The organism is Pantoea sp. BRR-3P, assembly GCF_039621635.1.
In the GTDB taxonomy this organism is placed as follows: domain Bacteria; phylum Pseudomonadota; class Gammaproteobacteria; order Enterobacterales; family Enterobacteriaceae; genus Pantoea; species Pantoea floridensis.
In genome coordinates, this window is sequence record NZ_CP155066.1 from 3,153,988 (window position 1) to 3,179,213 (window position 25,226).

At 56.4% G+C, this 25,226-nt stretch carries 24 protein-coding genes, 1 tRNA gene and 1 pseudogene; 8 read left to right on the forward strand and 18 right to left on the reverse strand.

All coding sequences use genetic code 11. The features are described 5' to 3' along the window. Positions 1-40: 40 nt before the first annotated feature. The 10 genes from katG to hpxU all read right to left on the reverse strand — a co-directional run bounded on the left by katG (position 41) and on the right by hpxU (position 9,796). Positions 41-2,239 (reverse strand): catalase/peroxidase HPI, encoded by a 2,199-nt coding sequence (gene katG, locus AAGR08_RS14715; RefSeq protein ID WP_097094831.1) that lies wholly within the window; start codon positions 2,237-2,239, stop codon positions 41-43. A 355-nt stretch (positions 2,240-2,594) separates the two neighbouring features. Then, positions 2,595-2,930 (reverse strand): hydroxyisourate hydrolase, encoded by a 336-nt coding sequence (uraH, locus tag AAGR08_RS14720; RefSeq protein ID WP_097094832.1) that lies wholly within the window; start codon positions 2,928-2,930, stop codon positions 2,595-2,597. Then, positions 2,927-3,421, reverse strand: coding sequence for a 2-oxo-4-hydroxy-4-carboxy-5-ureidoimidazoline decarboxylase (uraD, locus tag AAGR08_RS14725; protein WP_345827216.1), 495 nt, complete (start codon positions 3,419-3,421; stop codon positions 2,927-2,929). Before uraD ends, uraH begins: the two co-directional genes overlap by 4 nt. Positions 3,422-3,431: 10 nt before the next feature. Beyond that, positions 3,432-4,691, reverse strand: coding sequence for an allantoate amidohydrolase (gene hpxK / locus AAGR08_RS14730; protein ID WP_345827218.1), 1,260 nt, complete (start codon positions 4,689-4,691; stop codon positions 3,432-3,434). After that, positions 4,688-5,923: an alanine--glyoxylate aminotransferase family protein gene (locus AAGR08_RS14735; RefSeq protein WP_345827219.1), complete on the reverse strand. Its 1,236-nt coding sequence runs from the start codon at positions 5,921-5,923 to the stop codon at positions 4,688-4,690. The genes hpxK and AAGR08_RS14735 overlap by 4 nt, the downstream gene beginning before the upstream one ends. A 21-nt stretch (positions 5,924-5,944) precedes the next feature. Beyond that, positions 5,945-6,676 (reverse strand): amino acid ABC transporter ATP-binding protein, encoded by a 732-nt coding sequence (locus AAGR08_RS14740; RefSeq protein ID WP_064740345.1) that lies wholly within the window; start codon positions 6,674-6,676, stop codon positions 5,945-5,947. Continuing rightward, positions 6,657-7,313 carry an amino acid ABC transporter permease gene (locus AAGR08_RS14745; RefSeq protein WP_007887184.1) on the reverse strand — a complete coding sequence of 219 codons (657 nt, stop codon included), beginning with the start codon at positions 7,311-7,313 and terminating at the stop codon, positions 6,657-6,659. Before AAGR08_RS14745 ends, AAGR08_RS14740 begins: the two co-directional genes overlap by 20 nt. Then, positions 7,310-7,975: an amino acid ABC transporter permease gene (locus AAGR08_RS14750; protein ID WP_007887186.1), complete on the reverse strand. Its 666-nt coding sequence runs from the start codon at positions 7,973-7,975 to the stop codon at positions 7,310-7,312. The genes AAGR08_RS14745 and AAGR08_RS14750 overlap by 4 nt, the downstream gene beginning before the upstream one ends. A gap of 3 nt (positions 7,976-7,978) precedes the next feature. Then, positions 7,979-8,764: a transporter substrate-binding domain-containing protein gene (locus AAGR08_RS14755; RefSeq protein WP_345827220.1), complete on the reverse strand. Its 786-nt coding sequence runs from the start codon at positions 8,762-8,764 to the stop codon at positions 7,979-7,981. A gap of 192 nt (positions 8,765-8,956) precedes the next feature. After that, the gene (gene hpxU, locus AAGR08_RS14760; RefSeq protein WP_345827221.1) at positions 8,957-9,796 is read right to left on the reverse strand and encodes a MurR/RpiR family transcriptional regulator HpxU; all 840 of its coding nucleotides are present in this window, start codon (positions 9,794-9,796) and stop codon (positions 8,957-8,959) included. Positions 9,797-10,023: 227 nt separating this feature from the next. On the opposite strand from hpxU, the gene AAGR08_RS14765 reads away from it, so the two are divergent. Genes AAGR08_RS14765 through hpxZ form a run of 4 tightly spaced genes read left to right on the forward strand, consistent with a single transcriptional unit; the run spans position 10,024 to position 13,588 of the window. Beyond that, positions 10,024-11,610, forward strand: coding sequence for a gamma-glutamyltransferase family protein (locus AAGR08_RS14765; RefSeq protein ID WP_345827222.1), 1,587 nt, complete (start codon positions 10,024-10,026; stop codon positions 11,608-11,610). A 12-nt stretch (positions 11,611-11,622) separates the two neighbouring features. Continuing rightward, on the forward strand, positions 11,623-11,808 hold the full coding sequence (hpxX, locus tag AAGR08_RS14770) for an oxalurate catabolism protein HpxX (RefSeq protein ID WP_097094838.1): 186 nt from the start codon (positions 11,623-11,625) through the stop codon (positions 11,806-11,808). Then, positions 11,805-13,202, forward strand: coding sequence for an AtzE family amidohydrolase (locus AAGR08_RS14775; RefSeq protein WP_345827223.1), 1,398 nt, complete (start codon positions 11,805-11,807; stop codon positions 13,200-13,202). Before hpxX ends, AAGR08_RS14775 begins: the two co-directional genes overlap by 4 nt. 2 nt (positions 13,203-13,204) lie before the next feature. Beyond that, complete coding sequence (gene hpxZ / locus AAGR08_RS14780) at positions 13,205-13,588, forward strand: oxalurate catabolism protein HpxZ (protein ID WP_345827224.1); 384 nt, start codon at positions 13,205-13,207, stop codon at positions 13,586-13,588. A 691-nt stretch (positions 13,589-14,279) separates the two neighbouring features. Here hpxZ and puuE read toward each other — a convergent pair. Genes puuE through AAGR08_RS14795 form a run of 3 tightly spaced genes read right to left on the reverse strand, consistent with a single transcriptional unit; the run spans position 14,280 to position 16,725 of the window. Continuing rightward, a complete protein-coding gene (puuE, locus tag AAGR08_RS14785) occupies positions 14,280-15,239 on the reverse strand; it encodes an allantoinase PuuE (protein WP_345827225.1) in 960 nt (319 codons plus the stop codon). Positions 15,240-15,274: 35 nt separating this feature from the next. Next, positions 15,275-16,006 carry an allantoin racemase gene (gene hpxA, locus AAGR08_RS14790; RefSeq protein WP_345827226.1) on the reverse strand — a complete coding sequence of 244 codons (732 nt, stop codon included), beginning with the start codon at positions 16,004-16,006 and terminating at the stop codon, positions 15,275-15,277. After that, positions 16,003-16,725, reverse strand: a complete 723-nt coding sequence (locus AAGR08_RS14795) for a GntR family transcriptional regulator (protein ID WP_345827227.1) — start codon at positions 16,723-16,725, stop codon at positions 16,003-16,005. The genes hpxA and AAGR08_RS14795 overlap by 4 nt, the downstream gene beginning before the upstream one ends. Before the next feature lie 145 nt (positions 16,726-16,870). Here AAGR08_RS14795 and AAGR08_RS14800 point away from each other — a divergent pair, with 145 nt between their 5' ends. Then, positions 16,871-18,358 carry an NCS1 family nucleobase:cation symporter-1 gene (locus AAGR08_RS14800; protein ID WP_345827228.1) on the forward strand — a complete coding sequence of 496 codons (1,488 nt, stop codon included), beginning with the start codon at positions 16,871-16,873 and terminating at the stop codon, positions 18,356-18,358. Positions 18,359-18,474: 116 nt separating this feature from the next. Here the strand turns inward: AAGR08_RS14800 and AAGR08_RS14805 are convergent. Continuing rightward, positions 18,475-18,551 (reverse strand) — tRNA-Asp (locus tag AAGR08_RS14805). 134 nt (positions 18,552-18,685) lie between these two features. Then, positions 18,686-19,417 carry a DNA polymerase III subunit epsilon gene (gene dnaQ / locus AAGR08_RS14810; RefSeq protein WP_097094845.1) on the reverse strand — a complete coding sequence of 244 codons (732 nt, stop codon included), beginning with the start codon at positions 19,415-19,417 and terminating at the stop codon, positions 18,686-18,688. Between dnaQ and rnhA the strand changes: the two are divergent. Further along, a pseudogene (gene rnhA / locus AAGR08_RS14815) lies at positions 19,371-19,938 on the forward strand (ribonuclease HI). The gene dnaQ and the pseudogene rnhA overlap by 47 nt on opposite strands. Here the strand turns inward: rnhA and AAGR08_RS14820 are convergent. After that, positions 19,923-20,657 carry a class I SAM-dependent methyltransferase gene (locus AAGR08_RS14820; protein ID WP_345827229.1) on the reverse strand — a complete coding sequence of 245 codons (735 nt, stop codon included), beginning with the start codon at positions 20,655-20,657 and terminating at the stop codon, positions 19,923-19,925. The pseudogene rnhA and the gene AAGR08_RS14820 overlap by 16 nt on opposite strands. A 40-nt stretch (positions 20,658-20,697) precedes the next feature. On the opposite strand from AAGR08_RS14820, the gene gloB reads away from it, so the two are divergent. Both gloB and mltD read left to right on the forward strand, forming a co-directional pair. Then, positions 20,698-21,453: a hydroxyacylglutathione hydrolase gene (gloB, locus tag AAGR08_RS14825; RefSeq protein ID WP_097094847.1), complete on the forward strand. Its 756-nt coding sequence runs from the start codon at positions 20,698-20,700 to the stop codon at positions 21,451-21,453. 71 nt (positions 21,454-21,524) lie between these two features. After that, the gene (gene mltD, locus AAGR08_RS14830) at positions 21,525-22,898 is read left to right on the forward strand and encodes a murein transglycosylase D (RefSeq protein ID WP_097094848.1); all 1,374 of its coding nucleotides are present in this window, start codon (positions 21,525-21,527) and stop codon (positions 22,896-22,898) included. A gap of 155 nt (positions 22,899-23,053) precedes the next feature. On the opposite strand, the gene AAGR08_RS14835 is transcribed toward mltD, so the two are convergent. Continuing rightward, on the reverse strand, positions 23,054-23,857 hold the full coding sequence (locus AAGR08_RS14835; RefSeq protein WP_097094849.1) for an endonuclease/exonuclease/phosphatase family protein: 804 nt from the start codon (positions 23,855-23,857) through the stop codon (positions 23,054-23,056). 148 nt (positions 23,858-24,005) lie between these two features. Beyond that, the gene (locus AAGR08_RS14840) at positions 24,006-25,184 is read right to left on the reverse strand and encodes an MFS transporter (protein WP_097094850.1); all 1,179 of its coding nucleotides are present in this window, start codon (positions 25,182-25,184) and stop codon (positions 24,006-24,008) included. Positions 25,185-25,226 lie beyond the last annotated feature (42 nt).

Sequence of the window (25,226 nt, forward strand, 5' to 3'; positions counted from 1 at the left end):
AAACCCCCGGCTAGCCGGGGGTTTATTTTGGTTTATTGAATTACAGCTCGAACCGATCCAGATTCATCACTTTCGTCCAGGCAGCAATGAAGTCGGCCACGAATTTCTGCTTCGCATCGCTGCTGGCGTAAACTTCTGCCAGGGCGCGCAAAATAGCGTTCGAACCAAACACCAGGTCGGCACGTGTGGCGCTGAACTTCACTTCTCCCGTCAGACGATCGCGACCTTCAAACAGCTCCTCGCTCTCATCGGTAGCTTTCCATGCGGTACGCATGTCGAGCAGATTAACGAAGAAGTCGTTGCTCAGCACGCCAACGCGATCGGTGAATACGCCGTGCTGGCCGCCGTCAAAGTTAGTCCCTAACACGCGCAAACCGCCAATCAATGCCGTCAGCTCTGGCGCACTCAGCGTCAGCTGCTGCGCTTTATCCAGCAGCAACGTTTCCGTCGAAGAACCTTTGGCAATGCGGCGATAGTTACGGAAACCATCCGCCAGCGGCTGCAGGAAGTTGAACGACTCGATATCGGTTTGATCCTGACGCGCATCAACGCGCCCTGGCGTAAACGGAACTTGTGTCGCCACACCCGCCGCAGCTGCAGCCAGCTCGATACCGACGCTGCCCGCCAGCACAATCACGTCAGCGAGTGAAGCTTTGCCCGATTCCTGCTGAATCTTCTGCAGGATCGGCAGTACATCACTAATAACGCTGGCGTTGACCGCCCAACCGTTTTGCGGAGCCAGCGCCAGACGCGCACCGTTTGCACCGCCGCGTTTGTCACCACCGCGGAAGGTTGATGCCGAAGCCCAGGCGGCAGAAACCAGCTGGCTTACGCTCAAACCTGACGCCGCAATACGCGCTTTGATATCGCTAATATCCGCCGGCGTTGGCTGATGAATGGCCTGCGGTAACGGATCCTGCCAGATCAGATCTTCTTTCGGCACTTCCGGACCGATGTAACGCGCTTTCGGCCCCATATCACGGTGCGTCAGTTTGAACCAGGCACGAGCAAAGGCTTCGTTAAACGCCTGCGGATCGTTGAGGAAGCGGCGCGAGATCTTGCCGAACTCTTCATCAAAACGCAGCGTCAAATCGGTAACCAGCATGGTCGGCTTGCGTTTTTTCTCGGGATCAAACGGATCCGGGATAATCGCTTCGGCATCCACCGCTTCGAACTGAATCGCGCCTGCTGGGCTGTGCGTCTGTACCCACTCGTATTTGAACAGGTTTTCGAAGAAGTAGTTGCTCCACTGCGTTGGCGTTTGTGTCCACACCACTTCCAGGCCAGAAGTAATGGCATCTTTGCCGACGCCGCTGCCGTAGCTGCTGCTCCAGCCAAGGCCCTGCGCTTCAATCGGTGAGGCTTCCGGATCGACACCCACATGGCTGGCCGCAGCCGCGCCGTGGGTTTTACCCAACGTATGACCACCGGCGATCAGCGCGACGATCTCTTCATCGTTCATGCCCATGTTGCCGAAGGTGGCGCGAATGGCCGGTGCGGCGGATTTCGGATCGCCGCTGGCTTCCGGACCTTCCGGGTTAACGTAGATCAGACCCATTTCAGTCGCGCCCAGCGGAGCGTTAGCCAGCGCTTCGGGATGGCGATGTGCCAACCATTCGGTTTCGTGGCCCCAATCCACATCCATATCCGGTTCCCACACGTCTTCACGACCGGCACCAAAGCCGAAGGTGCGGAAGCCGGCGTTTTCCAGCGAGACGTTACCCGCCAGAATGTAGAGATCGGCCCAGGAAATTTTCTGACCGTATTTTTGTTTCACCGGCCACAGCAGACGACGCGCTTTATCGAGGCTGACGTTATCCGGCCACGAGTTAAGCGGGGCAAAACGCTGCTGCCCACGCCCTGAACCGCCGCGACCATCGATGGTGCGATAGGTGCCCGCGCTGTGCCACGCCATGCGAATGAACAGCCCGATATAGCTGCCCCAGTCGGCTGGCCACCAGGATTGCGAATCGGTGAGAATGGCGCGGATGTCGGCTTTTAATGCGGAGTAATCAAGTTTGCTGAATTCGTCGCGGTAGTTGAAGGTATCACTGAGTGGGTTGGAACGGTTGGAGTGCTGGTTTAACAGATCGACACGCAGCATATTGGGCCACCAATCGCGGTTAGATGTCCCACTACCGGCGCCGCGTGCTAATACGCTCTTCTCTTCTGAAGCCCCGTGATGAAAGGGGCATTTACCTGAGGCTGCTGCATTATCGTTATTGTCGTGCGTGCTCATTTTTCGGCTCCATTGGCTTCACATTGCTTTCTTTAATGCGACTAAGATTAGCCGCACTTGAGCCAAGAATATATTTGGATGAACCGAAGGTTTTGATAGTTACTGGCTTTCAAGCGCAGCCGTGTGATGCAGTGCGCATTTATACAATTGGTCGCCATGAATGGCGCCCCTACAACCGCCGCAGCCACTTTTGTCAGGTGCGCATTTGTGCAATTGGTCGCCATGAATGGCGCCCCTACGACCGCCGCAGCCACGTTTGTCAGGTGCGCATTTGTGCAATTGGTCGCCATGAATGGCGACCCGACGGTTTTTGTAGGGGGCGCATTGATGCGCACCAGGCGTACTACAGCGCGGATCAACTACCGCGGTACGTCGACCACGACCACGGCGAAATCAGAAACGGCAGATGATAGTGGCTGCCCGTCGCGCCAATCACGAAATCGATCTGCGCACTCACATACAACGCATCACGTCCTGCACCCGCAAAATAATCGCCGATCTCTGCCGTCAAACGATAATGACCGGGCGCGAGCGGCTCGGGCGTTAGATCTTTGATGCGCCCGTCGCTGTCGGTTTCTCCTTCCACCAGCGGCAGCCAGCCTTCCGGGCTGTTTTGCTCGAGCGAAACCGCCACGCCAATCGCTGGTTTTCCCAGCGCGGTATCCAAAATGTGGGTAGTAATGGTGCTCATCTGATGCTCTCCTTCAGGCGTAATAGGGTGATTTCGCGCAGCTGCGCCAGCGCTTCACGCTGTTCACTCTCCGCATCATTGTTCAGCCGGCGCTGTAATTCCGCCAGCATCTCCTCGCCGCTGCGCCCTGTGGCGCGAATCAGGAATACCCGACCAAAACGCTGCTCGTAGGTTTGATTGCCCGCCAGCATCGCCAGCTGCAGTGCGCCGCTAGCCTGCTGCATCGCTGACTGCTCCTTGCGCGACAGCGCTGCTTCTTTATCTGCCCCCGCCACCTTATCACCAATGCGCGGGTGGGCGCTCAGCGCCTGACTCAATTCATCAGCCTGCCACAACTGTGCCAGACGATCGGCGGTTGCCTGCAGCGCCGCCATATCGGCAAAAGGTCGCGCTGCCACCAGCGCCTGTTGCCAGGCCGGAATCGCCACGCAGTGCGCAATCGCCGCCTGTGCCGCTTCGGGTGGCAACTGATTAAAGCTGACCAAATCCATATTTGTTCCTTTATACGCGGGCGATATCGCAAACTGCTTGCAGATAGGCCTGTACGCCGAGCGCCACATCGTCAGCCTGCACCGATTCCGCCGGATGATGGCTAATACCGCGATGATTGCGCACAAACAGCATCCCCACCGGCCAGCGCTCGGCGATAGCAATCGCATCGTGGCCCGCGCCGCTCGGTAGCGACAGGCTGCGCCCCTGCACGGTTTCCACCGCATGGCTCAGCGCCTGCTGCAAGCGCGCATCACAGGCGGTGGCGGCAATGTGGTAATACTCGTTGGCGCTGAAGGTTAAGCCGCGACGCAGCGCAATCGCCTGCGCCTGAGTCAGCAGCGTGGAGAGCAGGCGCTCCAGCGGCTCATCCTGCGGACCGCGCACATCGAGCGAAAGCTGTACTTCACCGGGAATCACGTTAACCGCGCCCGGCAAGCAGCTTAGCGTGCCGACCGTCGCCACCAGCTGCGGATCCTGCTGCTGCGTAGTGTGTTCAATAAACACCATCCATTCGGCAGCGGCGGCCAGCGCATCTTTGCGATGCGTCATCGGCACGGTGCCGGCGTGGCCCGCTTCGCCAACAAAACTGCAGTTCAGACGACGGGCGCCGTTAATCGCCGTGACCACGCCGAGCGCCAAATCTTCCTGCTCGAGACACGGCCCCTGTTCAATATGCAATTCCAGATAGGCCGCGATGTCATTCACCTCGCGCGCCGCGTCGAGGATTTTTGCTGCATCGAAACCGACATCCTGCATCGCTTCCGCCACGGTGATACCGTTGCCATCCGGATGCGTGACCCAACTTTCGGGCCAGCTGCCGGTTATGCCACGGCTGCCGAGCAGCGTAATGCCAAAACGCGTGCCCTCTTCATCGCCAAAGCCGACAATCTCAATCGCCAGCGGCAAACGCTGTTGACGATCGTGCAGCCACTGCACGGTTTCGATGGCGCTTAATACCCCGAGCATGCCGTCATAGCGACCGGCATTGCGCACCGTATCCAGATGCGAACCGAGCAGCAGCGCCTGCGCGCCCGGCTGCGCCGCTTCATAGCGGCCGCAGATGTTGCCCACCGCATCCTGCCATGTCGTCATGCCCGCAGCCTGCATCCACTCAGCCACGCGTGCGTTAGCGTGCAGCTGTTCCGGCGACAAATAAACGCGCGTCAGCCCCTCTTCGCTTTCACTGATCGCCGCTAACGTGTCACAGCGCACCATGACGCGCGCGGCGGCAGATTGTGCCTCGCTGGCGCTCATCAGGCTTTGTGTCATGCGCGGCTCCCGTAAAGATCCCACGCCGCCTGCAGCGCGGCGCCTTGCGTGGTGCGGAAACCCACGTGATTCAGCACAGCTTCCAGCGCGCTGAGGGTTTGCATCACGCAATCTTTGCGCGCGTTGTAACCCATAGTGCCGATGCGCCACACTTTGCCGTGCAGCGGCCCAAACGAAGTGCCGATTTCGATGCCGAAATCTTCCAGCACCAGTTTACGTACCCGATCGCCATTCACGCCCTGCGGGATCACAACGCCGAGCACGTTATTCATTTTGTGTTTAAGATCGCCGAAGGTTTCCAGACCCATGCCCTGAATGCCTTTCAGCAGCGCATCGCCGTGCAGCTTATGGCGCGCGATGCCGTTATCTACTCCTTCCTGCATCATCAGCCGCGCACATTCTCGTGCGCCAAACAGCGCGGTGGTGGCTTCGGTGTGGTGATTGAGGCGTTCCGGTCCCCAGTAATCCATGATCATGCCGAGATCGAAATAGTTGGAGTAGATCATCTCGTCGTCGCCATCCTGATGATCGGCAGTGCGGATGCCCTCCTCCACGCACTTACGCTTGCGGATCGCCGCTTCCATCTGCGGACTGAGGGTGATCGGCGAGGTGCCGGACGGTCCACCAAGGCATTTCTGCATGCCAGCGGAGACCGCATCAAGGCCCCACGCATCGGTTTCCAGCGCGTTACCGCCGAGCGAGGCGGTGGCATCGGTATAAAACAGCACGCCATATTTCTGGCAAATCGCGCCCAACTCCTCCAGCGGCTGCAGCATGGTGGTGGAGGTGTCGCCCTGCACCGTCAGCAGCAGGCGCGGCTGCACCTTTTTGATCGCATCTTCAATCTGATCCGGGGTAAACACTTCGCCCCACGGCACTTCAATGGTATGTACTTCCGCGCGGCAGCGACGGGCAATTTCACACAGCAGGTGACCAAAACGGCCAAATACCGGCACCAGCACTTTGTCGCCTGGACGGATCGCCGACAGCAGAATCGCTTCGATCCCGGCGCGCGAGGTGCCGTCGATCAGCATCGTCCAGCGGTTTTCAGTGCGAAATACGCCACGGTACAGCGCCATCACTTCGTTCATGTAGTGCGTCATCGCCGGATCGTACTGACCAATCAGCTGGCTCGACATGGCGCGCAGCACGCGCGGATCGGCATTGATCGGGCCCGGTCCCATCAGCAGACGCTGTGGTGGATTGATTTGCGAAAATTGGCTGATATCCATGTTGTATTCCTTAATGAAAACCTAGAGGCGGACCGTGGAAATAAACTGCTTCAGCTCCGCAGTTTGCGGATTGGCGAACAGCGTTTTGCTGTCGCCCTGCTCCCAGACGCGCCCCTGATGCATAAAGACCACGCGATCGCCCACGTCGCGGGCGAAGTTCATTTCATGGGTGACGAGAATCAGCGTCATGCCTTCGGCGGCCAGCTGCTCCAGCACTTTCAGCACTTCGCCCACCAGCTCGGGATCGAGCGCTGAGGTGATCTCATCACAGAGTAAAACTTTCGGCTGCATCGCCAGTGCACGGGCGATCGCCACGCGCTGCTGCTGGCCGCCAGACAGATTGGCCGGGTAGTAATTGATGCGCTCACCAAGGCCGACTTTTTCCAGCATCTGCGTCGCCAGCGCGCGGCATTCGGCTTCGCTTTTCTTCAGCACGCGGCGCGGTGCCAGCATCACGTTTTCCAGCGCCGTCATGTGCGGGAACAGATTGAAGTTCTGGAATACCATGCCGACCGAACGGCTGATTTCCCGCGCCTGCGATTCGCGATCGGTAATGGTCATGCCGCCCAGTTTGATGCTGCCATCCTGATAGCCTTCCAGCCCATTCATGCAGCGCAGCAAGGTACTTTTGCCCGATCCGCTGCGGCCAATAATCGAGATCACTTCGCCGTGATCGACATCGAGATCGACCCCTTTCAGCACGTGATTATCGCCGTAGTACTTCTGTACCTGATTAATGGTGATGAGCGGCATTGAATTTTTTCTCCAGGTACTGGCTGTAACGCGACAGCGGATAACACATCAGAAAGTAACCGAGCGCCACCAGGCCAAACACCTTGAAGGGCTCATAGGTCACGTTATTCAAAATGGTGCCGGCTTTGGTCAGCTCGACGAAACCGATAATCGAGGCCAGCGCGGTGCCTTTAATCACCTGTACGGCAAAACCGACCGTGGGCGCGATGGCGATACGAATCGCCTGCGGCGCCACCACGCGAAACAGCGTTTGACCAAAGGTCAGGCCGAGGCAGCGCGACGCTTCCCATTGTCCTTTTGGCAAGGCGCGAATGCTGCCGTACCAGATATCCACCAGAAACGCGCTGGTGTAGAGCGTTAATGCCAGCGAGGCGGCGGTCCAGGGCGCTACGTCAATGCCGAACAAACCGACGCCGAAGAAGGCGAGGAACAGCTGCATCAGCAGCGGCGTGCCCTGAAACAGTTCGGTGTAAGCGCGCACCAGCCGCATTGGCCATTTGCGTTTCAGCAAGCGCATAAACAGCAGCGGCAAGGTCACCAGCGTGCCGCCGAAAAACGCCACCAGCGAGAGTAATATTGTCCAGCGCGCCGCCAGCAGCAGGTTGCGCAGGATGTCCCAGTCGGTAAACGTCGTCATGCCGGCTGCGCTCCTAACCATTTACGTCCCAGCGCCAGCAGCAGTTGGCGCATGGCAATCGACAACGCCAGATAGATCAGCGTGGTCACGAAATAGACTTCAAAACTCAAAAAGGTGCGCGACTGAATCAGGTTGGCGGCGAAGGTCAACTCTTCGTACGACACCTGCGACACCACCGATGAGCCGAGCATCACAATGATGCACTGGCTCACCAGCGCCGGATAAATGCGCTGCAGCGACGGCGGCAATACCACGCGGATAAAGGTTTGCGTGCGGGTTAAGCCCAGCACACGCCCCGCTTCCCACTGGCCGCGCGGCGTCACCTGAATCCCGGCGCGAATAATTTCGGTGCTGTAGGCACCCAGATTAATCAACATCGCTAGCAGTGCAGCTTCGCCCGCCGTCAGTTTCAGACCAAGATTGGGCAAACCAAAGACGATAAAAAACAGCTGCACCACAAACGGCGTATTACGAATCAGTTCAACGTACACGCCCCAGAGGCGGCTCGCCCAGCTCGGTTTACCGCTGCGCAACGCCGCGCCGAGAATGCCGAGGCTAACGCCGCCCACGGTGGCGAGCACGGTGATCTGAACGGTGACCCACAGCCCGGCCAGCAGCTCTGGCCAATGTGGCCAGAGATCGGCAAAGTTAAGTTGCCCCATGTTTTATGCGCCGAGGTTGGCTGGCAGCGGCGCTTTCAGCCACTCTTCCGACAGCTTGTTCAGCGTGCCGTCTTTGATGCCCTGCTCAATCAGCGCATTCACTTTCTCTTTCAGCGCCGGCTCATCTTTTTTCAGGCCGATGTAGCACGGCGAATCTTTCAACATGAACTGGGCAACCGGCGCTTTATCGGCATTTTGGCGCGCAATCGCGGCGACAACCAGGTTGCCGGTAGCCACATACTGCACCTGACCTGAGAGATAAGCTGACAGCGTGGTGTTGTTATCTTCATAACGCTTCACCTGCGCGTCTTTTGGCGCGATATCGCTTAACACCATGTCTTCCACCGCACCGCGCGTCACACCGATGGATTTACCGCTGAGTGCCGCCGCATCCTTCAGCGTGTCGCCTTTCGGACCAAATACGCCGAGGAAGAACGGCGCGTAGGCGCGGGTGAAATCGATCACTTTCTCGCGCTCGGCGTTTTTGCCCATGCTGGAAATCACCAGATCGACTTTATCGGTTTGCAGATATGGCACGCGGTTGGCGCTGGAAACCGGCACCAGCTGCAACTTCAGTTTCATCTGTTTGGCAAGGTACTTCGCCATATCAATATCGTAGCCCTGCGGCTGCAAATCGGTGCCCACCGAGCCGAACGGCGGGAAATCCTGCGGTACCGCCACGCGGATCACGCCGCGCTTCTGGATATCCTGCAACTGATCGGCCATCGCGCTACCGACCTGCGCCATCAGCAAAGCCGCGCCCGCTACCGCCAATAATACTTTTTTCATTATGCACCCCGGTGAGTTTACGTGAAACAAAAGATTCTTGATGAATCATTCTGCAACTAATGTGCCAACCGCAGCGTCAGGGAAAGAAAGAGGAAAAAATGAGGTTTTACTGAATACAAGGCGAAAAAAACGGGCCTAGCGCCCGTGGAAGTTAACGTTCTAAAACAGTGCAACGCACCAAAATGGCGCCCGTTAACGGTGTTCCAGCTCGTCGAGATGCTGATAAAGATCGGCGATTTGATGGATGCGCTGACGCCCCTGCGACAACATTTCATGTAGCAAAGCGTTGGCCAGCAGATTAATCAGGCTCATGGCGGAGGCGTAGCTATCAAAGGCGGAAACGCTATCGAGCGATGCACACAGCTGCCAGCGCGCCAGCGTAATGATGCCCTGCGCCTGCGGCTCACACAGCGCCAGCACCGGAATGTTGCTCTGCTGCAGCTGCTGCATCAGCGGACGAATGATGCGCGGGCGGCGGCGAAACGCCATCACCACTACAATGTCCTCCGGCGTGATGTCCACCAGCTCTTCGCCCAGCGTCTGGCCCGGCTGCGGCAGGACATGCACCTGTGGACGCGCCTGCATCAGCTGCTGACGCAGGTGCAGCGCCACCGGATACGCATTGCGCATGCCGATGATAAACACCCGTTTAGCCACGCCCAGCGCCGCAATCACTTCACCGAACTGCTGCGGATCGATGCTGTTAACCCACTGCGTCAGATTCGCCATTTCTTGCTTGTAGTGGCGTGACAGTAAGGTGTTGCCCTGCACCGCATCGCGATTGTCGGTGAGCGGCATGCCGCTCTGGCGCAGGATGCGCAGCTCATCGCGCATGTCCTTGTATTTTTCGTAACCGAGACGCTTGAATAAACGACTGACCGTGGCCTTTGAGACACCGCTCAATCGCGCCAGCTCGGCGCTGTTGTAGCTGATCAGGTCATCAAAATGGTCAAATACGAAGTCGGCAATGCGCTGCTCCTGCGGCGACAGTTGCGGATAGTGACTACGAAGTCGTTCATCAAGTTGTTTCATCATCGGTCCTGTAACTTTTGTTTCATCACAAGCTAGCATAAATCGATCCAGATTGATGTCCGAGCAAAACTGGAACAGCTCTTGCTTAGGTTTATGCAGGATCTGCCAGGTGCGCATAAACCCGCACATTCCGTAGCGGCGCGATTTATCGCGCAATAAATTGCGCCGCTACGGAATGTGCGGGGATTAAATAGCGTGCTCACAAAAGAACAAGAGAAGAAATCACTATGATACAGAGCAATATGGCGCCGTTAGGCATGGCCGTTACGCCGCATCATCTTGCCAGCGAAAGCGCGTTAGCGGTGCTGCGTGAAGGCGGCAGCGCAATTGAAGCGATGGTGGCTGCGGCCGCCACCATCGCCGTGGTTTATCCGCACATGAACGGTTTGGGCGGCGACGGTTTCTGGTTGGTGGTGCCACCTAACGGCGATCCCATCGCCATTGACGCCAGCGGGGCGGCCGGTTCGCTGGCGCATGTCGATTTCTATCACGGCGAAACCCATATTCCGCATCGCGGGCCGAAAGCGGCATTAACCGTTGCCGGCACCGTGAGCGGCTGGCAGGAAGCCTTAACGCTGGCGCAGGAACTCGGTGCCGCGCAGCTGCCGTTAACGCGCCTGCTGCGCGATGCGATTCGCTATGCCGCCGACGGCATTCCGGTCACCGCTTCGCAAGCCGCCGCCACCGCCGCTAAGCAGCATGAGCTGCAGCATCAGCCCGGTTTCGCCGCCACTTTCCTGCCAGATGGCAACGTACCGACTGCGGGCAGCCGCTTTACCCAACCGGCGCTGGCCAATACGCTGAGCATGCTGTGCGATCACGGGCTGGAGAGTTTTTATCGCGGCGAACTGGCGCACCATCTGGCGCGCGAAATGACCGCACTCGGGATGCCGATCACCCTGGAAGATTTGCAAACCCACCAAGCGCGGCGCTGCACGCCACTGCATCTGGCACACAGCGAAGGCGATATCTGGAACATGACGCCGCCGACGCAGGGTTTGGTGTCGCTGGCGATCCTCGGCATTACCGATCGGCTCGCTATGGCAGACGCCGATGAGGCACAAACCGTGCACCGCATCGTTGAAGCCACCAAAAAAGCCTTCGCGCTGCGCGACCAGCACATCACCGATCCGCGCCACATCGACATTAATGTGCAGAGCCTGCTGGACGCCGAACATCTCAGCACGCTGGCGGCACAGGTAGACGACAGGCAAGCCGCGTCGTGGGGCACCGGGCGCGGACCCGGCGACACGGTGTGGATGGGCGTGATGGACAGCAGCGGGCTGGCGGTCTCCTTTATCCAGAGCATCTACCACGAATTCGGCAGCGGCGTGGTATTGCCCGGCACCGGCATCACCTGGCAAAACCGTGGCGCTGCGTTCAGCCTGCAGCCCGACCATCTACTGGCGCTGCAGCCGGGCAAACAGCCGTTCCACACGCTTAATCCCGCCGCCGCGCGTCTTAAAGATGGCCGCACCATGGTGTATGGCTCAATGGGCGGCGACGGCCAGCCGCAAACCCAGGCGGCGATTTTCACGCGCCATGTGATTCAGGGGCAGCCGTTGCAACAGGCAGTGAGCGCGCCGCGCTGGCTGCTGGGGCGCACCTGGGGACAATCATCGGACTCGCTCAAGCTTGAAGCTCGCATCGCGCCGGAAACGGTGCAGCAGCTGCGCACGCTCGGCCATGAGGTGGAACTGCTGCCTGATTTCAGTGAAGTGGTCGGCCATGCGGGTGCCATCGTTCGACATAACAACGGCATGCTGGAAGGCGCGTTCGATCCGCGCAGCAACGGCAGCGCCGCCGGTTTCTAACGGAGATTATTGATGAGTTCACAACCGGACTGGGCCTCCTATATCGCCCAAATGGAGCAGATTCTGGCGCTGGAGCTGGACGATGCGCGCCGTGCCGAATTGCTGACGCAATTTAATCGCATCGCCGCGATGGCCGAGCCGCTGATGGCGCTGCCGCTCGACGATCGGCTGGAAGTGGCGGGAGTGTTCCATCCATGAAACTGTCGTCATTATCGATTAACGCCCTGCATCAGGCGCTCAGCCTGGGTGAAATTAGCGCCCGCGAGATCGCACAAACGACGCTGGCAGCGATTGAGCAACATAACCCGGCGCTCAACGCCTGGACCGAAGTGACCGGCCAACGCATGCTGCGTGAAGCCGAGCAACTCGATCAGCAACGCCAGCGCGGCGAGACATTAGCGCCGTTGGCCGGCATTCCGTATGCGGTAAAGAACCTGTTTGATGTCGCTGGACACAGCACTTTAGCCGGTGCCAGCCTGTTCAGCGATCGCGCCGCGGCACGCGAAGATGCCTGGGCGGTGAGCAAACTGCGTCAGTCCGGCGCGCTGCTCTCCGGTATGTTGAATATGGATGCCTACGCTTACGGCTTTACCACCGAAAACACCCATTATGGCGCGACGCACAACCCACGAGATCTAACCCGCGTGGCGGGCGGCTCGTCCGGCGGTTCGGCGGCGGCGGTTGCAGCGGGTTTGGTGCACTTTTCACTCGGCACCGACACTAACGGTTCGATCCGCGTACCCGCTTCGCTGTGCGGCATCTTCGGTTTAAAACCCACTTTTGGTCGCCTGTCGCGCAGCGGCAGCCATCCGTTTGTCGCCAGTCTCGATCACATCGGCCCGTTTGCCCGGTCGGTGGAAGATTTGAGCCTGGTGTATGACACTCTGCAAGGCGCGGATGCCAGCGATGCCTTCCAGGCCGCGCAGCCGGTTGCGCCGGTCAGCGATTTACTGCGCCATGGCGCAGAAGGCGTGCGCAGCGCAGTGCTCGGTGGTTTCTTCTCAACCTGGTGCAGCGATGAAGCGCGTGCAGCCGTCGCAGTGGTCGCCAAAGCGTTAAATGCCGTGGAGGAAGTCAGCTTACCCAATGCTGAAATCGCGCGTTCGGCGGCCTTTATCATGACCGCTGCCGAAGGTGGCAATCACTATTTACCTGCGCTGCGTAGCCAGCCGGAGCAGTTCGAGCCTAATTCGCGTGAACGCTTGCTGGCTGGCGCAATGCTGCCTTCGGCGTGGTACGTGCAGGCACAGCGTTTCCGCCGTCACTTCCAGCAGCAGGTGCTACCGCTGTTTGAGCAGTTCGACGTGCTGATCGCCCCTGCCACGCCGTGCACCGCCACCACCATCGGCCAGGAAACCATTCACATCAACGGCCAGGATTTACCGACGCGCGCCAGCATGGGCATGCTCACCCAGCCGATCTCCTTCCTCGGCTTACCGGTGTGCACCGTACCGCTGCACACCGCCAGCGGCTTGCCAATTGGTTTGCAATTGATCGCCGCACCGTTTAAAGAACATCTGGCACTGCGCGCCGCCTGGGCACTGCAACAGCAGGGGCTGACGCTGCCACAAACCACCTTATTGGACGCCTGAAGATGACACCTGAAGATATCGACCGCCCGGCGGTACTCGCCGACGTCACCGCCGCCTTTTATCGCTACGAGCAAGCGCTGATTAGCAATGACATCGCGGTGCTGGATGAGCTGTTCTGGCACGACCCACGCACCGTGCGCCTGGGTGCGGGTGAGAATTTATATGGCATCGACGAGATCCGCGCGTTTCGCGCCGCGCGCCCGTCAAAAGGCCTGGATCGTACGCTGCGCAATACGGTGATCACTACCTTTGGTGATGATTATGCGGTGTGCAGTACTGAGTTTACGCGCGCGGGCGTGGAGAAGATTGGGCGTCAACAACAGACGTGGGTGAGATTGCCTTGCGGCTGGCGGATTGTGGCAGCACAAGTGAGCTTGATGAGCTGAGGGCGCAGCGTTTCGCCCTGATTGGCAATCAGACTGCTTTTTTCAACGTCCACTTCAAGGTCAAGGTCAAGGTCAAAGTCAAGGTCAAGGTCAAGGGCGGTTTCGATCGGCTTTCAGCCGACCGACCCAGGGGAGGCAGTCGCCCCTCCCCTGGGAACCCGGGCTTTTCGGCAGCACTCTCGCCCGCTACGCGGGTTCCCTCGTCAAATCCCACTTCCTGACGGACCGGCCCTGATTCGCCATCCTGGCTCAGCAGGCCCTTTCGCCGCCGTCCTGGCGGCTCATCCTGGAAGCAGGCTTCTCCTCGGCGAAAGTGATGCCGACTCAACACCCCCGCGGCAAGATTTTTAATAAAATCAAATATTCTTATCGCGATGCGATCTCTTTTTTGGTGCAGAGGTTTTGCAGCGGGAGAGTGTCGTCAGAATTGCCGAACGGAGGGGGGATTCCAGGATGAGCCGCCAAGACGGCGGCGAGAGGCTGCGCTGAGCAGGAGCGAATCGCAGCCGGTCCGTCAGAAATTCACCTGAAGTGAGGGGACCGCGCAGCGGCAATTCTGCCGACAAAGAGACCGGGTCCCCAGGGGAGGGGCGACTGCCTCCCCTGGGTCGGTTGTCCGCAGGACAATCGAAACCGCCTTTGACCTTGAAGTTGCCTTTAAAAAAGCGGTCTGGCAGCCCGCCAGCGCCCATCAAGCATCCGGCGCGGGATGCGTCTTAATCCAATGGTCGGCAATTTGCTGCCTCGTACACACCCATACATCCTCATGCTGCTGAATATGATCGAGGAAGCGCTGCAGTCCGCGGAATTTCCCCGGACGCCCCAGCAGGCGACAGTGCATGCCAATCGACATCATCTTCGGCGCGGTTTCGCCCTCTTCATACAGCACATCAAAGGTGTCACGCAGGTAGGTGAAGAACTGCTCTGCGGTGTTGAAGCCCTGCGGCGAGGCGAAGCGCATGTCGTTGCACTCCAGCGTGTAGGGAATGATCAGATGCGGTTTTACCGTGCCGTCCTGACAGGTGACCTGCGTCCAGAATGGCAGGTCGTCGCCGTAGTAATCGCTGTCGTAGCTGAAGCCGCCCTGCTCGACCACTAAGCGACGCGTGTTGGGGCTGTCGCGGCCGGTGTACCAGCCGGTCGGCGCTTTGCCAAACAGATCGGTTAACACATCAACCGCCTGCTGCATATGCTGGCGCTCGGTTTTCGCGTCCATCGCCTGATAGTGGATCCAGCGCCAGCCATGGCTGACTACATCGTAATCTGCCGCTTTAATCGCGTTGACGATTTCCGGATGACGCGCCAGCGCCATCGCCACGCCAAACACCGTTAACGGCAAACCGCGCTTTTGAAATTCATTATGGATGCGCCAGAAACCGGCGCGTGAGCCATATTCATACAGCGAATCCATCGACATATGACGATCGGCGTAGCTGGCCGCACCGATAATATCGGAAAGAAACTGCTCGGAACCGGCATCGCCGTGCAGCACGTTATTCTCGGCACCCTCTTCGTAGTTGAGGACAAACTGCACCGCCACCCGCGCCTTGCCTGGCCACTGCGCATGCGGTGGGTTGCCGGCATAGCCGATCAGATCGCGTGGATAGTTCTTGTTGAAGCTGTACTCTTTCTTTTCAGATACATCATTCATTCTGCAAGTTCCTGTCGTCAGTCCTCAACCAGCACTTAGTTTAGGTGCTGAAATGCCCCGCTGAGCGGTTTTTCGAGCGGATAATCGAGATCGCCATGCTTACTGGTGCCGAAGCCTAGCGCCACCAGCGACTCCACCATTTTCACCGCGGCGCTTACGCCGTCGATCACCGGCAATCCAAGCTCTTTGGTTAACTCTTGCGCCAGCGATGCCATGCCGCCGCAACCTAAGACAATCGCACCGCTGCCATCTTCACGTTTCGCCTGAATGCAGCGCTGACGCACCTTCTCCTGCGCCACACCGCTACCGTCCTCCAGCGCCAGCACCGGCAGATCGATGGCGTGCAGCGCAGCGCAATGGTGGGTAAAACCGTATTGCTGCAGCAAATGGCGGGCAATTACCAGCGTGCGCGGCAAGGTGGTGACGATTGAGAAGCGCGTTGCCACCAGCGTGGCGGTGTGCATCGCCGCTTCTGCAATGCCGATCACCGGTCCGCTCGCCAGTTCGCGCGCCGCCAGTAATCCCGGATCGCCAAAGCAGGCAATAATATGGCCGATAACCCCCTGCTCTTTACCGCGCTTCACCTGCTCCAGCACGCCAATTGCCGCAATGGCTTCATCAAAATGCCCTTCAATCGACGGCACGCCGTGGTCTGGACATACCGCCAGAATCTCGGTGCCCGGTGCGGCGACCGCGCGGGCGGCGGCGCCAATGGTTTCCGTCATCGCCAGGCTGGTATTGGGATTGATCACCTGGATCAGGCTCATGATGCCGCTCCTTTGTTACCGGCAAATAACCGGGAGAAATCGGGTAACGTTTCGCCGCTGCGCTCAAAGTGCAGACTGCTAACAATGTGCTCAAAGTGGTGCTGCAGAGCGGCGGTTAACGCCGGCAGATCTTTTTTTCGTAGCAGATCCACGAGCCGATCGTGATGATCGCAACGGCAGCCGCGCTGCCACGGCGCGCCGTAAGCGGCGATCACCAGCGACGAGCGCTGCGTTAAACGCGTCACCATATCGGTAAGCACTGCATTACCGGAAATCGCCTGCAGCTGAATATGGAAGGCGGCGGATAAGCGGATCGCGGCGGCACCATTGTGCTGCTGGTGCGCCTGCTGTTCGGACTCAATCAGATCGGCCAGCGCAGCCAAATGCGGTTGCTGCACATGGCTCAGCACCGCCGGCAGATTTGCACACTCCAATAAACTGCGAGTGGTGAAGATATCGCGTGCTTCATCCACGCCCGGCGTCGCCACTTGTGCACCACGTCTGGGCGACAAGGTGATCATTTGCACCGCGGCGAGGCGTTGCAGCACTTTACGAATGCCGGTGCGGCTCACGCCAAATACTTCTGATAAGGCTTCTTCCGGCAATTTACTGCCCGGCGGCAGTTGATGTTCAACGATGGCGGTGAGAAGCGCCTGGTAGATGGGTTCATCGCGATCGGTCAGATCGGCAGCCGTTTTCTGGCCTGTTTCACTCTTCATTACCTGCTCCGGTAAGTGCCTGTGTGCTGCACATCGTATACGTGAAATTAATTTTTTGTATACAAGAAATCAATTCTGGCCTGGATCCTGCAATACCGTTTCACGCTGTGATTATTTTTCCATGATGTTGAGAGGAGCAGGTTTCATGCCAAAACATTCTGAAGTGACCTCGCGGGTGGCCTCTGAAGCCAACGCGCAATACAGTCCGCGCCTGTGCAATGACGATCTGGCGCCAACGCGCGATCAGAACTGGTCGTGGTACAACATCTTTTCATTCTGGATGTCGGATGTGCATAGCATGGGCGGCTATGTCGTTGCCGCCAGCTTCTTTACCTTAGGCCTGGCGAGCTGGCAGGTTCTGCTGTGTTTGTTAGTGGGCATCTGCATCGTGCAGCTGTGTGCCAATCTGGTGGCCAAACCAAGCCAGATGGCGGGCGTGCCGTACGCGGTGATTTCGCGTCAGGCGTTTGGCGTATTCGGTGCCAACATCCCGGCCATCATTCGCGGGCTGATCGCCTTCGCGTGGTATGGCATCCAGACATATCTGGCGGCCAACGCCCTGATGCTGGTGCTGCTGAAGTTCTTCCCGACGCTTAGCAGCATGACGCAAAGCAGCTGGCTCGGCTTATCGCAGCTTGGCTGGTGCTGTTTCGGCGTGATGTGGTTACTGCAGGCAATGGTGTTCTGGCATGGGATGAGCGCCATTAAACGCTTTATCGATGTCGCGGGTCCAGCGGTATACGTAGTGATGGTGGCACTGGCCGGCTGGATTGTATACAAAACCGGTTTTGACGGCATCTCCTTTACACTGGCCAGCAAACAGTTGAGCACCGGCGAGCAAACCTGGCAGATGATCACCGCTACCGCGCTGGTGGTCTCTTACTTCTCCGGTCCGCTGCTCAACTTTGGTGACTTCTCGCGCTACGGCAAAAGTATGGGTGAAATTCGTCGCGGTAACCGCTGGGGCTTGCCGTTCAACTTCCTGCTGTTCTCGATTGTCACCGTGGTCATTGTCTCCGGCACGCAATCGCTGTTCGGCAGAATGATCACCGATCCGATTGAGACCGTGAGCATGGTAGGTAACGACGTGGCGGTAGCGATTGGTCTGCTGACCATGATTATCGCCACCATCGGCATTAATATCGTGGCCAACTTTGTTTCGCCCGCGTTCGATTTCTCTAACTGTTCGCCGCAGAAAATTAGCTTCCGTACCGGTGGCATGATTGCCGCCGTCGGCTCGGTGTTGCTGACGCCGTGGAACCTGTTTCAGTCACCGGAATTGATTCACTATACGTTGGATGTACTGGGCGCGTTCATTGGACCGCTGTTCGGAATTTTGATTGCTGATTTCTACCTGATTAAACGCAGCAAAGTGTACGTTGACGATCTGTTTGATGACACGCCGAAAGGACGTTACTGGTATCGCGGCGGCTTCAACCCGAAAGCAATTGCTGCGCTGCTGCCGTCGGTGGGCATCGGTTTAGTGATTAGCTTTATTCCCTCACTGCATGCAGTGGCGAACTTTAGCTGGTTTATCGGCGTGGCGTTGGGCGCCGGCTGCTACCGCTGGCTGGGGCGCGCCGACCGTGAAGAATCTGTGGCGACGTATCACGTGGCGGTGCAGAAAGATTAATTGTGTGCTGGTCGCCATGAATGGCGACCCTACGCTGGATGTGTAGGGCTGGCATTTATGTCAGCCAGAAAAAGCAAAAAGCCGATGCATTTCTGCATCGGCTTCTTTAAATAGATTGGCGGAACGGACGGGGCTCGAACCCGCGACCCCCTGCGTGACAGGCAGGTATTCTAACCAACTGAACTACCGCTCCGCGCTTTGTTCCCCGTCGAGAACGAGGCGCATATTAATAGCAGCTTCCACACCCGTCAACGCTTTTTCTGTGGGAATGTTTCGTTTGCCGCTTTTTTCAGCTTAACGTCGATTATGCGTGCAAAACCAGCCGTTTTACGCGCGCCACAGGCAGCTGCCGCCCTTCTTCTGCACTAAATCCAGACGACCTTCATGCGCAACGATCTCTTCATCACTGGCGCTAACCACGCGCAAGCCTGAACTCGGGCGCACAATGCGCTGAATACTTTCACCGGAGCCCTGATTGTTCTGCTCACCGTCCAGTGAAAACGAGAGTGAGGTTTGGCCACCGGTCATCATCAGGAACACTTCTGCCAAAATCTCGGCATCGAGCAGTGCGCCGTGCAGCGTACGTTTACTGTTGTCTATTTCATAACGGTTGCACAACGCATCAAGGCTGTTGCGCTTGCCGGGATACATCTTACGCGCCATTGCCAGGCTATCGGTGATCTGGCAGAAGGTCTCGGTTTTGCCGATATCCCGCTTCAGCATGCCGAATTCGTAATCCATAAAACCGATATCGAACGAGGCGTTATGGATCACCAGCTCCGCGCCGCGAATGTACTCAAGGAATTCGTCGGCAATATCTGCAAACAGCGGCTTATCCGCGAGAAACTCATCGGCAATGCCGTGCACGCCGAAAGCTTCGGGATCTACCAGCCGATCGGGCTTCAGATACATGTGGAAGTTGTTGCCGGTCAGGCGACGGTTGATCACCTCAACCGCACCAATTTCAATGATGCGATGCCCTTCATAATGCACACCGATCATGTTCATGCCGGTGGTTTCAGTATCGAGGACAATCTGGCGGTTATTTGCAGTGCTCATAGGACTCGTTTTATGTCAGACTTGGCGTTTTGTCAGAAGGAAGTCTACCAGAGATGCGCAAACAGGTAGAAATATTCACCGATGGATCTTGCCTGGGCAATCCCGGTCCCGGCGGTTATGGTGCCATTCTCCGCTATCGCGAACACGAAAAATTATTCAGCACCGGCTATCGTCTCACGACCAATAATCGCATGGAATTGATGGCGGCGATTGTGGCGCTTGAAGCGTTGACGCAGCCGTGTGACGTGGTAATCAGCACCGACAGCCAATATGTACGCCAGGGGATCACCAGCTGGATCCATAACTGGAAGAAGCGCGGCTGGAAAACGGCCGATAAGAAGCCGGTGAAGAATGTCGATTTGTGGAAACGCCTCGATCTGGCGCTCAGCAATCATGAAATTAAGTGGGAATGGGTAAAAGGCCATGCCGGTCATCCAGAAAACGAACGCTGCGACGAATTAGCACGCAGCGCGGCGGGCAACCCAACCCAGGATGATATTGGATATCAGGTTGAGTCCTGATCCTTCACTTCACGAAACTGGCGCGTCACGTTGACGGTTTGGCGCAGTTGGCTTTGACTCAGACTCTTCTTCATTTTGGTGGGCGTTAGCGGGAACGTGCGCTTACGTGCCACCACAATATTCAGACAGCCCAGCGCAGGTAAATGCGCACTAATCACTCGGCCGCCTTGCCGATGCCACGGCACCACCTGAAAACGCGTGCGATATACTACTTCATAATTGAGCAGGCTTAGCCAATCGAGCAGACGAACCTGACTGAACATGCGTCCACTCCACGGCGCGCGCGAGTGCAAGCCCGGAATGACTTTACTGATACCGAGTAAACTGAAGGGATTGAAGCCGCTGATGATCATCCAGCCATCATCGATTAATACCCGATCCACCTCGCGCAACACACGATGTGGATCCTGACTCCAGGCCAGCGTGTGCGCGAGTAAGCAGGCATCAATCGATTTAGATTCAAAGGGTAATTGTGTGTTATTGGCGATAACCTGCAACTCATCGCCCTCAATGCCCACATTCACCTGGTGCGATATGGCACACTGACTCGTATTGATTTCTGCGCTAAGACTGCCAATTTTAAGCATATGAAAGCCATACAGCTTTCCGAGGTAGGGCTGCAGTTGCTGCGTGAGCGCATCGCGAAAATAATCTCCCATGGGCATATCGCGCCAGGAGCGCGGTGCAGTCAGGATTTGGCGTGTTTTAGCCGGCTTCATGCTCTACCATTTTCCTTTTTCTACGACCTGAGAGGTGTTTATGAATCTTACCAGCATTCCCGCATTGCAGGATAACTACATCTGGACACTGACGGACGAGGATAACAAGTGCCTGATTGTCGATCCCGGCGAAGCACAGCCGGTAATGGATAAAATTAAGGCCAATCGGTGGCAACCGGTCGCGATTTTATTGACCCATCATCATCACGATCATGTTGGCGGCGTGGAGGAGCTGTTGCAGCACTATCCCGATCTGGAGGTTTTCGGCCCACAGGAAACGGCAGATAAAGGTGCAAAACGTATTGTGGCTGAAGGAGATGAATTTACGCTGCTTGGGCTAAACTTCTGTGTCATCGCCACCCCCGGCCACACTTTAGGACATATCTCATATTTCAGTTCTCCTTATCTTTTCTGTGGCGACACGATGTTTTCTGGTGGCTGCGGGCGTCTTTTTGAAGGCACTGCAGAACAAATGTTTGATTCATTTCAAAAGCTTAATCAGCTTCCTGAAGATACTCTTATTTGCTGTGCGCATGAATACACTTTATCCAATATGAAGTTTGCGGCAGCAATTTTGCCTCATGACCCGAAAATTTTGGCAAGGTATCAGCAAATTAAGGACTTACGCGCAGAAAATCGCATTACTTTACCGACAAAACTGGCCCTTGAGCGAGAAATAAATTTATTTTTACGCACGCAAGATCCTGATTTACAACAGGCTTTAGGCGGTAATGTCTCATCGTCGGCGTTATGGCAAACTTTCGCCGATCTACGCGAGAAGAAAGACCGCTTTTAATTTTTGAGGTTGTGTTGTGGCGGACCGTCACGTATAGTTGCTCGTCTTTTAAGCGAACTATTGACACACACATGAAGGCTAAAGCGATATTACTCGCCTCGGTCTTGCTGGTAGGATGTCAGGCATCAAGGAATGACGCCAATATCCCCGTACAGCATGCACAGAGTCTGTCTTCAGCTGGTCAAGGTGAAAATGGAAAGTACGGAGATCGATTGTTGTCGCCGCGATGGCAGGATGATGGAACAAGCCTCGCAGAAGATACTGATCTCTGGAATCACATTAGTGACGAGTTGAAGATGGGGATTCCGGAAAACAGCCGGATCCGCGAACAAAAAACAAAATTTTTAAAAAATAAGAGCTATCTCCACGATGTAACATTACGGGCAGAGCCGTACATGTACTGGATAGTCGAGCAGATACAGAAACGTAAAATGCCGATGGAACTGGTACTGCTACCCATAGTGGAGAGCGCTTTTGACCCACACGCAACATCGTCTTCCAATGCCGCCGGCATCTGGCAGATTGTTGCACAAACGGGCAAAAACTATGGTTTGAAACAGAACCAATGGTATGACGGGCGCCGCGATGTGGTGGCCTCGACCAAAGTAGCGCTGGATATGATGCAGCGTCTAAACGGTATGTTTGACGGTGACTGGTTACTGACCATCGCCGCCTACAACAGCGGTGAAGGACGAGTGCTGAAAGCGATGAAACAGAATAAGGCGCGCGGCAAGCCGACTGACTTCTGGAATTTATCGTTACCACGCGAAACGACGGTCTATGTACCTAAAATGTTGGCCTTGAGTGAAATTCTCAAGAACAACAAGCGTTACGGTATCAAACTGCCGACCCCGAACGAGAGCCGTGCGTTAGCTCGCGTAGAGGTGGGACAGCAGATGGAACTGACGCAAGCCGCAGATATGGCCGGTATGTCTCTCAGTAAACTGAAGACATTCAATGCCGGTTATAAAAACGGTGCGACGGCGCCTAATGGACCGCACTACATTATGGTGCCAAAGTCCAATGTTGCTAAGCTGCGAGATTCACTGGCTTCCGGTGATATTGCTTCCGTGCAGCCTACCGAGATGGCGAAAGCCAGCGCGGCAGGAAATAGCTACACGGTGCGCAAAGGCGACACCTTGTCTGGCATTGCCAGCAAGCTTGGCGTAAGCGTCAGTACACTGAAACAGCAGAACAATCTGCGCAGCGCTTCAGTTCGCACGGGTCAAACATTGACCGTAAGCGGCAAAGCGTCCACGCAATTGGCTGATAACGGCAACAGCATCACCTATCGTGTACGTAAGGGTGATTCTTTTGCCAGTATTGCAAAACGTCATGGTGTGAATACCAAAGATGTGATGCGCTGGAACAGTGACGCTAAAGACATCCAGCCGGGCGATAAGCTCACGCTGTTTGTGAAGAATAGCGCAACACCTGATACCTAATGCGTCGAAAAGGCTGACTTTTGTCAGCCTTTTTCATTTTCAGCTTTTGCCAAATTGTGTACTTCCCCGACTCTCCAGCCTTTAGCTAACTCATCAGCTGTACTCGGTTCTGGCCATTTTCGGCTGTAGCAGAGTGGGAGCCTGAGCGCCTTTAGTTAACGCTCAATGCCATAGAGAGAATTGAATTCAACCAGCAGCGGGTTGTGATCGGAAGCTCGTGTTACCAGTACAGAAGCGTCACTCACCTTCATATCACGATAGAAAACGAAATCTAGCGGTCGGCCAAAGGCTTTCCGGCGGTGGTCGTCAGTGAAATTAACTTCCCGCAGCGACATCTCCCGCGCAAAACGATATAACGCATTCATACGCTGGCGGCTCCAGGCATTGAAATCGCCTGCCATAATTACCGGCCCGCGATGATGCTGAATCTGTTCGCCAATCGGCCCCAGCTGTTTGCTGTAGACATCGACACCCAGGCTAAAATTCACCGCGTGGATATTTACTACCATCAGCATTTCACCGGTGGGTAATGGGTACGCCGTAACGAGCGCCGATTTGGCAAGGCGCAGCAGCGGTTCGCGCTCACGTAGAGGACAGCAATACACAGGATGCGCAGAAGCCAACGTCATGACGCCAGAAGGATGTTGCGGTAAGACAAAGGCAGGCACCTGATCGGCCGCGAGATAGTTGCTGGTGGCGAATTTGACCAACTCAGGGGTTGCCTGTGCTTCCTGCAGCAATACCAGATGGGCATGCTTGCCGAAGCCCTGCAGGACTGACATCCAATCGGCACGCTGCTGTTTAAAGATATTCCAGACTAAAACCCGCAAAGTGGGATCCGCTGGCAGGGGCGCGCCAGGCGGCAGTGCCTGGCCAAGATGCAGCATTGCCCCTGGCGGAAAGATTCGCTCAGCTGGCTGACCTGCTACATAACGCATTGAATAAGTTTTTTTCCGCACTTTCCCGCCTGGCTGATTTACGACTAGTACTTCACCTGACTGTTATAGGGATTTTAGTGCGGGGTTTCAATTGGTGTTGGTAATTGTCGGAATTCACCTCACAGCATACCCATGCAATAGCCTGCCGGTTGGCAGGCTATTGTGTAGATTATTCCATTGCTATCGCACTCTTCGGTTTATCGAGCTGGCCACTCAGTCGCACCAGCAATAATGCGCCCAGCACAATCACTGCGCCTACCCATGGTGTTTGCGCCAGACCATAGTGCTCAACGATATAGCCCCCTACAGTGGATCCCAGAGCAATACCAATATTGAAGGCCGCAATATTTAAACCTGAAGCGACATCAACCGCACCTGGCGCATAGTGTTCTGCTTTCTGCACCACATACACCTGCAGACCAGGCACGTTGGCAAAGGCAAAGATTCCCATGAGCAATACGGTTACCAGTGACATGATGTGCATACTCGCGGTGAACTGGAACACCATCAGTAAAATGGCCAGTGCCATAAAGATCAGTGTCAGTGCGGGAATTGCACCGCGACGATCGGCCAGTTTACCGCCCCATATATTGCCTATGGCAACAGAAATGCCGTATCCCAACAGAATCATGCTCACCGCAGTAGGTGAATAACCTGCCAGCGACTGCATCATCGGCGCAAGGAAAGTAAAAGCGGTGAATACGCCACCATAACCGAGTGCTGTAATTGCATAGATCAGCAACAAACGAGGATTAACCATTACCCTCGCCTGCTGTGCTAGCGTAGTAGAAGGTGGTTGAGCAATATTGCGCGGAATGAGCACCTGGCTTGCTACCAGAGCAATAACGCCCAGTAACGATACGGCGAGGAAGCTTTCACGCCAGCCGAAATGTTGCCCAATCAATGTTCCCAATGGAACACCGGTCACCAGCGCTACCGTTAAACCACCAAACATAATCGCGATGGCGCTCGCAGCCTTCTCTTTACTCACCAGACTCGTTGCAATCGTCGAACCGACTGAGAAGAAAACGCCATGCGCAAGTCCTGTGAGCAAGCGCGCAATCACCAGCGTTTCATAATTGGGTGCCAGCCAGGCAACCAGATTACCGACGGTGAAGAGTACCATCAGCCCCATCAATAATTGCTTACGCGCTAATTTACCGGTTAAAGCCGTGAGCACTGGAGCACCAACGGCCACACCCAATGCATAAATGGATACCAGCATTCCCGCCGAAGGTAGCGTAATACTGAGCTGTTCAGCGATGGTCGGAATGAGTCCGACAATAACGAACTCGGTGGTTCCGATCGCATAGGCACTGATAGTAAGCGCCCAAAGTGCAAGTGGCATGATTGACTCCCATTGAGGTTTTGATGGGCGTTAGTATCACTT